We start from the raw sequence: 12,586 nt of genomic DNA, 5'->3' as shown, positions 1-12,586 counted from the left end.
TCACGACATGATGCGGATTGCTCATCAAGCTCCGCGCGCGCGGGCGGCTTCACACCACGTTCTTCTCGACGATAGGACGATTTTCGAGCACGCGCGACCAGTCGAGCGAGGAAAGGTCGAGCGTGGTGTAACGACCATGCAGGATCAACTCGCTCACGCCCCGCCCCGTCGCCGGTCCCTGCTGCAAACCGTGGCCGCTGAAGCCATTGGCGAACACGCAATTGTCGATGGAGGGGTGATAACCGATGATGGCGTTCTGGTCCAGCACGTTGTACTCGTAATAACCGGACCAGCAGTTCTCCACGCGCAACGCCTCGAAACCCGGCACGCGGTTTGCCAGCGTGGGCCAGATCACCTCGTCGAAAATGGCGTGATCCACTTCGTCGAGCGGCAGATCGTCGGGATCGTTCTCGGGGCCCGGCGACGTTCCGGTGATATAGGTATTGCCCTCCGGGCGAAAGTACACGCCCGAGGGATCGATCAATAGCGGACAGTGGCTCAGCCGCGCGGGCGAAGACACATTGAAGATGCTGCGGCGGCGCGCACGGACGGGTATGTCGATGTCCATCATTTCTGCAAGCTTGCGCGCCCACGCGCCGGCGGCATTCACGAGCGTGTCGCATGCATGGCGTTCGCCGTCGCTCGCGATCACGTGCGTGACCTTGCGGCCGTTGCGCACCACGCCCGTGACGTCGGCGGCGACATAGCGCACGCCGAGCGACTGGGCCTTCTTGCGCAACGCCTGCACGAGGCCATAGCCGTCGAACCAGCCTTCGCCGCTGCGTCCGTAGGCGCCGCTCGCGAGGTCGTCGACGTTGAGCCAGGGAAACTTCGCGCGCAGCGCGTCGCTCGACATCAGTTCGATGTCCGCGCCAAGGCGCGTCTGCAACGCGTGGTTCTCGCGCAGCGTCGCCTCACCCGCTGCCGTGGCGAGAAACAGATAGCCGCCTTCATGCAGATCGATCGACGGCCGGTTGCCGTCCACCTGAAGCCGCTCGCCGATCGAGCGCAGAAACTCGATGCCGAAGAGCGACATCTGGATCGAGAGCGGCGTGGAAAATTGCTGCCGGATCGACGCCGCGGAGAGCGCCGACGATGAGCGCGCGTAGCTCGGATCACGCTCGAAAACGGTGACGGCAACGGTTGGATCCGCGGCGCGCAGAAAGTAGGCGATAGAACTCCCGATTGCCCCGCCGCCAACGATAACGACTTGAGAACTCACGACTGGCTCCAGATTGCAGATCACTGCGACGCGCTTTCATAGCGCGAATCGATCCACGACCGGGCGCGCAGTGCGCCCGGCCGCCCCGCCTTCACAGGCGTTCCTTCGCGTGCTGTTCGAGCGCGCTTACTCGACGTTGAAGTCGATGCCCTGCGCGAGCGGCAGCGCCGACGAGTAGTTGACCGTGTTGGTCGCGCGGCGCATATAAGCCTTCCATGCGTCGGAGCCCGATTCGCGCCCGCCGCCGGTCTCCTTCTCGCCGCCGAACGCACCGCCGATCTCCGCGCCGCTCGGCCCGATGTTCACGTTGGCAATGCCGCAGTCGCTGCCCGAGGCCGAAAGGAAACGCTCGCTCTCGCGCAGGTCGGTCGTGAACACGCACGAGGAAAGACCGTGATGCGCGGCGTTGTTCGCCTCGATGGCGTCGTTGAAGTCGCTGTACTTGAGCACGTAGAGAATCGGCGCGAACGTTTCCTTCAGGACAACTTCGGTTTGCGACGGCATCTCGACGATTGCCGGGCGCACGTAAAAGCCCTTTTCGTTGCCGGCCACCGCGTGGCGCTCGCCGCCGAACACCTTGCCGCCTTCGCGCTTCGCCTGCTCAAGCGCCGATTGCATGCGCGCGAACGACTGCTCGTCGATGAGCGGCCCCATCAGCGTGCCCTGTTCGAGCGGGTTGCCGATCGCCACCTTGCCGTAGAGCGTCTTGAGGCGTTCGACGGCCTTGTCGTAGACGCTTTCGTGCACGAACAGGCGGCGCAGCGACGTGCAGCGCTGCCCCGCCGTGCCCACGGCCGAGAACAGAATGCCGCGCAGCGCGAGTTCAAGATCGGCAGTCGCCGAAACAATGCCCGCATTGTTGCCGCCCAGTTCGAGGAGCGAGCGGCCAAAGCGGCGCGCGACTTCCACGCCCACCGTGCGGCCCATTTCCGTGCTGCCCGTTGCGCTGACGATGCTCGAGCGCGGATCCGCCACCAGCTTCGCCCCCACTTCGCGGCCGCCGATCACGAGACTCGTGAGACCTTCCGGTGCATCGCCGAACTCCTTCAGCACATCTTGCAGGAGCTTGTTGACGGCGAGTGCGGTGAGCGGCGTCTTTTCCGAGGGCTTCCAGACGACTGCGTTGCCGCACACAAGCGCGAGCGCCGCGTTCCACGACCACACGGCCACCGGAAAATTGAAGGCGGAAATCACGGTGCACACGCCCATCGGATGCCACGTTTCGGCCATGCGGTGGCCGGGGCGCTCCGAAGCGATCGTGAGACCGTAGAGCTGACGCGAAAGACCCACGGCAAAGTCACAGATGTCGATCATTTCCTGCACTTCGCCCAGGCCTTCCTGGAAAATCTTGCCGGTTTCCAGCGTGACGAGACTGCCGAGCGCGCGCTTCTGTTCGCGCAGCTTGTTGCCGAGCAGACGCACGAGTTCGCCGCGGCGCGGCGCAGGCACGTTGCGCCACGTCTTGAACGCCTCCTGGGCCTTCGCGAGCGCGGCGTCGACGTCGGCCGCCGACTGGCTCGCGACGCGGCCGATCAGTTCGCCGTTGATCGGCGAATGCACGGCGATGTCGCCCGCTTCCGCGAGCTGGGAGATACCGAGATCCGAGAGGATGGTGGAGGCTTTCATAGGTACAATCCCTTAAAAATTTCCGATACGAAACATTGCTACTTTAGGAAACTATACACGCGCAAATTTGTGGCGACAACACGAAAATCCACGGGAATTTCGACATGCCGCATGGATCGTTCCACGGCCGCTTTCCGCTACGGCGCAGGCACGAATCCGCCTCATCCGGCGGCCGTTCATTTCCTATTGGAAACAAAGCATCGGGCGCCGCAAGATGCGGCGCCCTCGAAGGTCACTGCGGCGTGACTGCGCGATGGCGGCAGATCAGGCTGCCCTCAATCGGCGGTACGCGTGGTCACGGGCACCCATGCCACCTTCTTGACCTGGTACAGCGTTGAACTGGGGCTCTTGAGGTCGCCCGCCGCGTTGAACGCAATCTTGCCCGTGATGCCGTCGTAGTCCGTGCCCTTGAGCGCGGCGTTGAACTGGGCCGGATTGGCCGAGCCGGCCTTTTGCATCGCCGTGATGGCGACCCAGGTGGCGTCATAAGCGAACGGCGCGTAGGCGAGCATGTCGATGCCGTACTTCTGCTTGAACTTCGCCTCGAAATCGCGGCCCTTGGGGAGCGTGGCGAGCGGCTGGCCGTACTCCCACACCGAGGCGCCATCGGCCGAGTCGCCGGCGAGCTTGATGAAGTTCGCGTCCATCACGCCGCCGCCCGCGAGAAATTGCGCCTTCAGGCCGAGCTGGCGCATGCGTTTGACGAGCATGGCCGCCTGCGCGTCGAGGCCGCCGAAGAACACGAGGTCGGGACTCGTGCGCTTGATGCTCGTAAGCTGCGCGCTGAAATCCACCGCCTTGTCATTCGTGAACTCGCGCGCGACGATCGTGCCGCCCGCCGCCTTCACCGCCTTTTCGAACTCGTCGGCCTCACCCTGCCCGAAGGCCGTGCGGTCGTCGATGATCGCGATGCGCTTCGCCTTCGTCACCGTCGCCGCATAGTGGCCCGCGTTGCCGGCGTTTTGCGAGTCGGTTGCAATCACGCGATAGATCGTCGGGAAGCCGCCCTGCGTGATGGCCGGATTGGTCGCGGCCGGCGTGATCATCGGAATGCCCGCCTTCGCGTAGATCTTCGAGGCCGGCAGCGTGGTGCCCGAATTGAAGTGGCCGATCACAACCGCCACATGGTCGTCCGCGAGTTGCTGCGCGACCTGCACGCCGATGCGCGGGTCGCTCTGGTCGTCCTGCGAGTCGATCACGAACTTGACCGGCTTGCCGCCAATGACCGGATGCGTGGCGTTGGCCTCGTCGACGGCCAGGCGCACGCCGTTCTCGATGTCCTTGCCATAGGCCGCGCCGCCGCCCGTGAGCGGACTGGCCACGCCGATCTTCACGACCACTTCCTGCGCGCTCGCGGCGCCGGCAACCAACATCAACGACGCTGCGATGGCGCAGCCATGACGAGAAGCGAGGAAACGGGGACGCATGCGATATTCCTTCGGTAACTGAAGTCGGCACGTGATGCGCGCGAACGGTCGCGCGGACCTTCGGCACACAGGACTCGTCTCGCGCCACGCCCTGCAAGGCAGCGCAAGGGCAAAACGTGAGCCGATTGTCAGCAGCCGATTGCCTCGCATCAAACGAAATCTAATCACCACGTGATGCGCTTTTCTCATCAAGCCCGCCTGCGTGGGGGATCCACACGGAGGATCGCGCCGCCCCGCAGGCATTGGGGGATACCCGATTGCGCCGGAATATGCGCTATGCCTCGACCTGATGAGTGTCCCGGTACGCGCGTGGTGAGCGCCTTGTTCCGCCTGGATTCGCGAAAGAAATCATCAACTTCCCGGCTGGAGATTTATTTAGTCATGCTATGCAAATTCAACGAAAAAACCAGGCGCGCCGCTCGACACTGAAATGTTATGATCGGAAACACAGAGTACGATACGAACATTCCCGAGTCCCCGAATGGAAACCCCATCCCTGAAGCCTGCGGAGAACGCCTCGGCGGAGCTGGGCAAGCGCATGAAGGCGGCCCGGCTGAAGCTCGACTACACGCTGGAGGCCGCCAGCCGCGTGTGCGGCGTGTCGCGCTCCACGCTCTCGAAGGTGGAAAACGGCGTCATGTCGCCCACGTTCGACGTGCTGCAAAAAATCGTCCACGGTCTGAAGATCGACCTTGGCGAACTGTTCGGCTCGGCGCCCCGGCCGCGCGCGAGCGGACGCCGCGCGCTCACCCGCAAGGGCGGCGGACAGCGGCATTCGGCAGGCTGCTATCAGATGGAGCTGCTGGCAACGGAGCTCGCGCACAAGTCGATGTACCCGTTTCGCATTCGCGTCACGGCGCACTCGCTGGACGAGTTCACCGAATGGGGCCGGCATGAAGGCGAAGAATTTCTCTTCGTGCTGAGCGGCTCGGTCTGCCTCTACTCCGAGCTTTACGCGCCCACCCAGCTCGAAGCGGGCGACAGCCTCTATTTCGACAGCCGCACCGGTCACGCAGCCGTGTCGACGAGCGAAGAGGACGCGGAAGTCCTCTGGCTCATCAACGAACCCCACCCGGCCGCGCACGACAGCGACGCCGGCGCGCCTGGCGCACCCGGCATCTGATCGTGCGCGATCAGGCGGCGTTGGCCGTCATTTTGAAAATGCCCGTGGCATTGCCCGCGTCGAAGCGCAGATCGGTCTGCCAGCGGCGCGAAGCCTGATCGAACTCGCGCTTGCGCGTAATGAACTCGTAGAACGATCCCGGCACCTGGCGCGTCACGCGCTCGCCGTCGGCCGCGCGGAACTCGCGCTCCACGGTGTCCGCGCGGTAGGCGGTCTGAAACACGCGGCCCGAGCGCGAGCGTTCGACCTCGGGCTTCATCGGGCGGCCCTTTTCCTTCTCCTCGTCGGAAAGCTTGAACACGTCGTCCACGCGGTCGGTCGCGTGATTGAACGCGTTGCCTTCCGTCGAGATCCATGCCATCTCCGCCGACTCACGCAACAACGTCTCGTAGTCCGAAACAGAGGGCGCGTCGTGCTGGCGTGCGAACGCACCAACGATCACCGGCAGCAGCGCAAGCGCCGCGTCGAGAGGCAGCGAACCGTCGCGTTCGAGTTCGGAGAGTTGGGCCATCGCGAGCGGCGTGAGCGGATCTTTCGAAGCGCCCACCACGTTGGTCACCGCCTGCTGGAACGCGGCCGAGAACCGCTCCGGGTGTAGCTCGCTCACGAAGAACTGTGCGATCTCGTCGGGTGCGTCTTCGTGGGCGTAGGCGCGGCCCGTCATGCCCAGCTTGTCCAGCGGATAGCGGCCGTTCAGGCGAAAGCCGAGCGGACGCAGGATGCGCGTGAACGCCGCCTCGCCGGGCGGCAGCGCGCCGTTATGCGGCCATCGCACCGTGCGCAGCGCGCCGTGATCGAAGTAGACCGCGCCGCCGCGCGCGAGCGCATCGTTCGTGTAGATGCGCCCGTTGGGCGAACGCTCCAGCAGGTCTTCGAACAACGCCATGTTCATCGCCTGCGCGAGTTCGGCGCGCGTGACCGTGCCGTCCTCCCAGTCTTCAAGAATCGACGGGGAGTTGAGCGTCGAAAAAAGGGCTTCGGTTTTCTCAGGGCCGAGCAGCGCCGACAACAGGCGTTCTACGTTCGAATTGCGCATCACCAGATCTCATGGGCACAGCCGCCACCAGGCGGCCAACAGTGGGGACGCCGACCTTCCGGTTCGGGCCGGCCATACGTGAACGTACGTAAACATACGTGAAACGCATTATTCGGACGGTTGCGTGCCGCGTAAAGCGAGATTAAATTGTTACTTGATGAGTTTACGGAATGATCATGCGAAAATTCAAGATCCCGAACATCGGTGCGCTTACCGCCTTCGAAGCCGCCGCGCGCCACGAGAGCTTCACGCACGCTGCGAAAGAACTGTTCCTCACCGAAAGCGCGGTGTCGCGCCAGATCGCCACGCTCGAATCGAATCTCGGCGTGCGCCTGTTCGTGCGCGCCAAGCAACGGGTCGTGCTCACGCGCGCGGGGCGGCTGTACAGCACGCAGGTCCGGCGCGCGCTGGAAAATCTCGATCGCGACACGCTCTCCATCATTGCGCACGGCAGCGGCGGCGGGTATCTCGAACTCGCCGTGCTCCCGACCTTCGCCTCCGAGTGGCTGATCCCGCGCCTCAAGGACTTCTACGACCGCACGCCCGACGTGCGCGTGAACATGGGCGTGCGCACCGACACCTTCTCGTTCGAGGAATCGCACTTCGAAGCCGCGATCCACTACGGCAAGCCCACCTGGCCCGGCACCTCGGCCGACTACCTGTTCGGCGAGGAAGTCGTGCCAGTCTGCGCGCCTTCGCTGCTCACGCGCCCCATCAAGAAGGCGCATGAACTGCTCGCCTACCCGCTCCTGCACTCCACCACGCGCCCGGACGCCTGGACACGCTGGTTCGACGATCTCGGCGTGGCGGACAACGCCACCATGCACGGCGTGCGCTACGAACTTCACACCATGCTGATCGCGGCGGCGGCAGCGGGCCTCGGCGTGGCGCTCGTGCCGAAATTCTTTGTCGAAGGCCAGCTCGAACGGCTCGGCATCGTCATCGCGTTCGATACCGCGTCGGTTGCGGACGGCGGCTACTACTTCGTCTACCCCACGGAACTCAGTCACGGCAAACCGCTAGAGCAGTTCCGCGCGTGGCTGCTCGACCAGGCCAGCGCCTACAGTACCCAGCGCACCCAGCACGACGCGCACGGCTCACATCGCGAGAATGCACGATAAGAAAAAAGTTTCTTATAGGAAATATTTCGGTTAGCATCGGACGAAACAACCCCTTTCGTCGCGAGACTGACATGGAAGACGTGGTCGTCATAGGCGCGGGCATCATCGGCACTGCGGCCGCGCTTGAACTCACGCAACGCGGCATGCGCGTGCGTATCGTCGACAGCGCGCCGCCCGGCACAGGATGTTCGTTCGGCAACGCGGGACTGATCGCCGTCGACCATGTCGCGCCCCTCGCGAGCCCGGAAACGCTCGCCGGCCTGCCCCGCATGCTGCTGCGCGCGGACAGCCCGCTGCGCCTGCACAAGCGCAGCCTGCCGCGCATGGCGCCGTGGCTGCTGGAGTTCGTCGCGCAAGCACAAGAGCCGCGCTTTCGGCGTAACACGCGCGCACTCGCGAGCCTCGTCACCGTCGCGGCGCAAGCCTGGCGGCGTCTGCTGGACGGCCATATCGGCGACGGGCTCTTTCGCGACATCGGTTCGCTCTATGTGTTCGAGCAACCCGTTGCGCCCGCAACGGAGCGTGCGCAGCTCGAACTGCTCGACCGGCACGGCGTGCGCTATGAGACGCTCACGGCCGCTCAGGTGCGCCGCGACTATCTGCCGGCGCTCACACCGCATATGAGCCACGCACGCTATTTTCCGGGCATGGCGTCCGTCACGAATCCGCAACGGGTGGTCGAGCGCATTTTCGACGCCGCGCTTGCGGCGGGTGCGAGCTTCACGAGCGGCGCGGTGCAGGCGCTGCGCCCCCTGCCCGACGGCCGGATTACCGTGACGCTCGACGGGCAAACCCACATCGCGGACAAGGTGCTGATCGCAGCGGGCTCACGCAGCGCCGAACTGGCGCAGCAACTCGGCGCCAGCATTCCGCTCACGAACGAGCGTGGCTACCACGTGCAGCTAGCCGCGCCGTCACGCGATCACTTGCGCGTGCCCGTGAGCTTCGTCGAGCGCGGCTTCACCTGCAACCCGATGGAGCAAGGCATTCGTCTTGCGGGGACCGTCGAACTCGGCGCGCGCGGCGCGCCGGACTGGCGTCGCGCCGACCTGCTCGCCACGCAATTCCAGACGCTCTTTCCTGGCGAGCCCGCCCCGCGCGTCGCGAAGCGCTGGTACGGCGAGCGCCCGACGCTGCCCGACTACCTGCCGATGATCGGCGAGATGCGTGGCGCGCGTAACGTTTTCGTGGCCACGGGCCATCAGCACCTGGGACTCACGCTCGGCCCGCTCACCGGCGAACTCGTCGCGCAATTGATCGCTCGCCAGCAGCCCGCCGTCGATCTCACGCCGTTTCGCATCGACCGGTTTTGAGGCGCAGGCCAACGTCCGGTCAAAACCGCACCCGCCACGGCGCGCTTGACATCCCGCATTGACAGCCCGCCGCGCGGATTAGAATCGCTCATCGGCCGTGCAACGCACACATAGCGGCGAGGCGATGCGGCCCAACCAACGCGAAGAGGCACACCCACGATGACGACGAACGCCACCCAACCCGCCGTAAACGTGCTGCGCGGCGGCGCGATCGAAACCACACATGCCGCCCATATCGCCGTGGTCGACGCTCAGGGCCGACTGCTCTACGCGCTCGGCAACCCGCAGCGCATGACGCTCGTGCGCTCGGCCGCCAAGCCCGCGCAGGCGCTCGCCGTGGTCGAGACGGGCGCGCTCGAACGCTTCGGCTTCGACGAGGCCGATCTCGCGCTCATGTGCGCCTCGCACAGCAGCGAGGATCGCCATATCGAGCGCACGCGCGCGATGCTCGCCAAGGTATCCGCAACCGAAGCGGACCTGCGCTGCGGTGGACACGCGCCACTCTCCGACGCCGTGTACAAGGCGTGGATCAAACGCGACTTCACGCCGGGCGCGGTGTGCAGCAACTGCTCGGGCAAGCACGCGGGCATGCTGGCCGGCGCGCGCTCCATCGGCGCGGCGCTGGCCGATTACCATCTGCCGTCGCATCCCTTGCAGCAGCATGTGAAGCGCATCGTGGCGCAAGCCTGCGACCTCGCCGAAACGGATGTCGAATGGGCCATCGACGGTTGCAATCTGCCCACGCCCGCCTTCGCGCTCGAACGGCTTGCGCGACTCTTCGTCAAGCTCGCCGCCGCGCAGGATCACGCAGGCACTTCCGCCGACGCCCGCACGCAGGCACTCGCCCGCATCTATCGCGCGATGACGTCGTATCCGGAACTGGTGGCGGGAGAAGGCCGTTTTTGCACGATGCTCATGCGCGCGTTCGAAGGTGCGCTCGTCGGCAAGGTGGGCGCGGCGGGCAGCTATGCGATCGGCGTCCGCGCGAGCAGCGCGACTGCCGCGCATACGGGCGGGCCCGCGCTAGGTATCGCGGTGAAAGTCGAGGACGGCGATCAGACCGTGCTCTACGCGATCGTCGTGGAAGTGCTCAGGCAACTGGGCATCGGCACGGCGCAACAGCTTGCACAACTAAGCAAATTCGACGCCCCGCGCATCGTCAATACGATGGGTGTCGAAACGGGCTTTGTCTCGCCGCAGTTTGCACTCAAACGCGTCGATCACCCGACGCACCAATGAGCATGGCGGTGGCGGCGCGGGCCGCGAAAGCCCGCGCCAACACAACGCTCACAGCAACGCCACCACCTTCACGTCGCTGCGATCGGCTGATGCCACGACCTTGCCGTCCACGCGGCGGAACATGAGCGTCACCGTATTCTTGCCCACGCGCAGATCGCCCACCTCCAGCCAGTCGATGCCTTCGGGCAACATGGGCTGCTCGACACGCACCTCGTTGCGCGCCGCGTCGATCGTCACGCCAAGACACGCTTCGAGCATCATGAACGGCGAGCCCGCGGCCCAGGCTTGCGGCAGACAGGCCACCGGGTACGCGGTCGGCGGCTCGCCGCGCCGGCGCGGAAAGCCGCAGAAGAGTTCGGGCAGACGCATGTCGAACGTCACGGCGGCCTCGAACAGCGCCTGCAAGAGCCGCACCGCCGCCGCCTTGCGGCCATAGCGTGCAAGACCGCGCGCGCACAGCGCGTTGTCGTGCGGCCAGACCGAGCCGTTGTGGTACGCCATGGGGTTGAAACGCGCCTGACCCGCCGCGAGCGTGCGCACGCCCCAGCCCGTGTGGAAGAGCGCCGATTCGAGCACTTCCGCCACGGCGCGGCCGCGTTCCTCCTGAGGCAGCCCGAACGCGAGCAGATGCCCCGCATTCGACGCCAGCACGCGGCACAACTCGCCGTGGCCGTCGAGCGCAATGCCGTAGAACTCCGACTCCGGCATCCAGAACTTTTCCTCCACGCAACGGCGGATCTTCGAGGCGCGCGCGGCATAGCGCGCCGCGTCTTCGACGAGACCGCGATGCGTGGCGAAGCGCGACATCGTCTCGAACGCGGCGCTCGCATACGCCTGCACTTCGACAAGCGCGATCGGGCCGTCGGGGAAGCGGCCGTCCGCATGGAACACCGAGTCGTGGCTGTCTTTCCAGCCCTGGTTCGCGAGGCCGCCTTCCGATTCGCGCCGGTAGTCGAGCAAACCGAGTTGGTTGCGGTCGCACACACCCGCAACCCAGGCCGCCGCGCGCTCGAGCGCCGGCCACAACTCGTCGATCAGCGAAACATCGCCCGTGCGTTCCACATAGGCGCCCGCCAGCACGACGAAGAGCGGCGTGGTGTCCACCCCGCCGTAGTAGAGCGCGAACGGTACCTCGCCCGTGGCCGCCATTTCGCTCTTGCGCATTTCGTGCATGATCTTGCCGACCGCCGCGTCGCGAAACGCCGAGTCCTCGCGCGCCTGATGCTCGGCGAGAAAACGCAGCACGCCGCGCGCGAGCGCGGGCGTGAGCCACAGCGTTTGCAGCGAGGTAATCACCGCGTCGCGGCCAAACGGCGTGGAGAACCACGGAATGCCCGCGTACGGGTACGGGCCGGTCGGCAAGTCAGTGGTGAGCAGGCCCAGGTCGGCGATCGAGCGGTTGATCCACGCGTTGAAGAGCGGATTGCTCGAACGCAGGCGCGCGGCCGCACGGCGGCGTTCGCGCATCACGATGTGCGAGTCGACCAGCGCGGCGCGCACGGCCGCGCGGCCCACGCGCTGTTCCGCCGAGTTCGCGAGGCAATGAGGCGGCTGGAAGATGCCCGCGCTTTGCGTGCCGGGCGCGGCGCCGGGCAGCGCCTCGACTTCGATCGCCACCGTGAGGTAGATCGAGACGCAGGCCTGCGCGGGCAGGTCCACGGTGAAGTCGGCGCGATCGGCGAGCAGCTTGCTCGGCGTGGGCGAGAATTCGATCCGCACGCGCCGCGCGACCTTGTCGAGGCCGATGTATTCGAGCCGCACCTCGCCGTCTTCCACGCGCGGCGGCATGAGCGTGCCGCGCTTTTCGCGCTTCAGGCCGCGCACTTCGAACATGTCGCGGAAGTCGCTCGCGAACGAAATGGAAAGCGGCACCACGGCGTCTTCGGTGCCATAGTTCGTGAGTTCGATGGCCTCGGTCATCATCGTGCCCGAGAGCACGCGCTCGCGCTGCACGTGAATCACGCCTTCGGGCGTGGTGGTGCCGCCGAGCGGCGGCAGCGGACGATTGGTGAGGTGGGCCGTGAACACGGCGTTGTCGCTGCTCACGCTGCCCGAGAGCAGCGAGGGCACGCGCCCGCCGAAGGTCAAACGCAGCGACGAGAGCACGCGCGTGTCGTTGACGAAGAGACCGTCGTCGACGCCGGTGATGTCGCCGAGCGGATCGTTGACGATAAAGGTGCCGCCCGACTTCAGCACATGCTGGTCGGCGCTTGCGACTTCGGGGGTTTCGGGCGCGATGAACGCACCGTCGGTTTCTCGTGCGTCTTGAACAGGATGATCCACGCCGCTTGAGCGCGTGACGCCACCGAGTGTTTCAGGATCCTGCATTGCGTGCCTCCAATGCCGTGCAACGGGTTACGGTACGGTTCGCTTCCGCTTGATTGTAGTGGCTTCGGCGCGCATGGAGGGAATCAATGCGCGGCTTTCTGCGGCCGCATGCAAGGAACGTGCGCGGAAAAAATTGCGGGCGCCGGCACGG

Annotated in this window: 9 protein-coding genes; 4 read left to right on the top strand and 5 right to left on the bottom strand. The window is 65.6% G+C overall.

Annotation, left to right across the window (positions count from 1 at the left end; translation table 11 throughout):
- Positions 1–49: 49 nt before the first annotated feature.
- From C7402_RS06255 to C7402_RS06245, 3 genes are all read right to left on the bottom strand, one after another.
- Entirely contained in the window at positions 50–1,222 is a 1,173-nt protein-coding gene (locus tag C7402_RS06255) for an NAD(P)/FAD-dependent oxidoreductase (protein WP_116609991.1), read from the bottom strand.
- A gap of 126 nt (positions 1,223–1,348) precedes the next feature.
- Positions 1,349–2,848 carry an L-piperidine-6-carboxylate dehydrogenase gene (gene amaB / locus C7402_RS06250; protein ID WP_116609990.1) on the bottom strand — a complete coding sequence of 500 codons (1,500 nt, stop codon included), beginning with the start codon at positions 2,846–2,848 and terminating at the stop codon, positions 1,349–1,351.
- Positions 2,849–3,123: 275 nt separating this feature from the next.
- Positions 3,124–4,221: a branched-chain amino acid ABC transporter substrate-binding protein gene (locus C7402_RS06245; protein WP_224045105.1), complete on the bottom strand. Its 1,098-nt coding sequence runs from the start codon at positions 4,219–4,221 to the stop codon at positions 3,124–3,126.
- Between the two features lie 535 nt (positions 4,222–4,756).
- On the opposite strand from C7402_RS06245, the gene C7402_RS06240 reads away from it, so the two are divergent.
- Entirely contained in the window at positions 4,757–5,398 is a 642-nt protein-coding gene (locus C7402_RS06240; RefSeq protein WP_116609988.1) for a helix-turn-helix domain-containing protein, read from the top strand.
- 10 nt (positions 5,399–5,408) lie between these two features.
- Here C7402_RS06240 and C7402_RS06235 read toward each other — a convergent pair whose 3' ends face one another.
- Complete coding sequence (locus C7402_RS06235) at positions 5,409–6,434, bottom strand: DUF1338 domain-containing protein (RefSeq protein ID WP_116609987.1); 1,026 nt, start codon at positions 6,432–6,434, stop codon at positions 5,409–5,411.
- 176 nt (positions 6,435–6,610) lie between these two features.
- Here C7402_RS06235 and C7402_RS06230 point away from each other — a divergent pair, with 176 nt between their 5' ends.
- The 3 genes from C7402_RS06230 (at position 6,611) to C7402_RS06220 (ending at position 10,107) form a co-directional block, all read left to right on the top strand.
- Positions 6,611–7,555: a LysR substrate-binding domain-containing protein gene (locus C7402_RS06230; RefSeq protein ID WP_116610090.1), complete on the top strand. Its 945-nt coding sequence runs from the start codon at positions 6,611–6,613 to the stop codon at positions 7,553–7,555.
- Between the two features lie 71 nt (positions 7,556–7,626).
- On the top strand, positions 7,627–8,868 hold the full coding sequence (locus C7402_RS06225) for an NAD(P)/FAD-dependent oxidoreductase (protein WP_116609986.1): 1,242 nt from the start codon (positions 7,627–7,629) through the stop codon (positions 8,866–8,868).
- Between the two features lie 159 nt (positions 8,869–9,027).
- Positions 9,028–10,107: an asparaginase gene (locus C7402_RS06220; RefSeq protein WP_116609985.1), complete on the top strand. Its 1,080-nt coding sequence runs from the start codon at positions 9,028–9,030 to the stop codon at positions 10,105–10,107.
- Positions 10,108–10,155: 48 nt separating this feature from the next.
- Here C7402_RS06220 and C7402_RS06215 read toward each other — a convergent pair whose 3' ends face one another.
- Entirely contained in the window at positions 10,156–12,435 is a 2,280-nt protein-coding gene (locus C7402_RS06215) for an amylo-alpha-1,6-glucosidase (protein ID WP_112169239.1), read from the bottom strand.
- Between the last annotated feature and the right edge of the window lie 151 nt (positions 12,436–12,586).

Origin of the sequence: Paraburkholderia unamae (assembly GCF_003096875.1) — a bacterium.
GTDB lineage: Bacteria > Pseudomonadota > Gammaproteobacteria > Burkholderiales > Burkholderiaceae > Paraburkholderia > Paraburkholderia unamae.
This window is presented reverse-complemented; position numbering and strand designations above follow the sequence as displayed.

Bases quoted from the DNA above. Each gene is read 5' to 3' on its own strand.
- C7402_RS06235 (WP_116609987.1), bottom strand. From the start codon at position 6,434: ATGCGCAATTCGAACGTAGAACGCCTGTTGTCGGCGCTGCTCGGCCCT.
- C7402_RS06230 (WP_116610090.1), top strand. From the start codon at position 6,611: ATGCGAAAATTCAAGATCCCGAACATCGGTGCGCTTACCGCCTTCGAA.
- C7402_RS06245 (WP_224045105.1), bottom strand. From the start codon at position 4,221: ATGTTGGTTGCCGGCGCCGCGAGCGCGCAGGAAGTGGTCGTGAAGATC.
- amaB (WP_116609990.1), bottom strand. From the start codon at position 2,848: ATGAAAGCCTCCACCATCCTCTCGGATCTCGGTATCTCCCAGCTCGCG.
- C7402_RS06220 (WP_116609985.1), top strand. From the start codon at position 9,028: ATGACGACGAACGCCACCCAACCCGCCGTAAACGTGCTGCGCGGCGGC.
- C7402_RS06240 (WP_116609988.1), top strand. From the start codon at position 4,757: ATGGAAACCCCATCCCTGAAGCCTGCGGAGAACGCCTCGGCGGAGCTG.
- C7402_RS06215 (WP_112169239.1), bottom strand. From the start codon at position 12,435: ATGCAGGATCCTGAAACACTCGGTGGCGTCACGCGCTCAAGCGGCGTG.
- C7402_RS06225 (WP_116609986.1), top strand. From the start codon at position 7,627: ATGGAAGACGTGGTCGTCATAGGCGCGGGCATCATCGGCACTGCGGCC.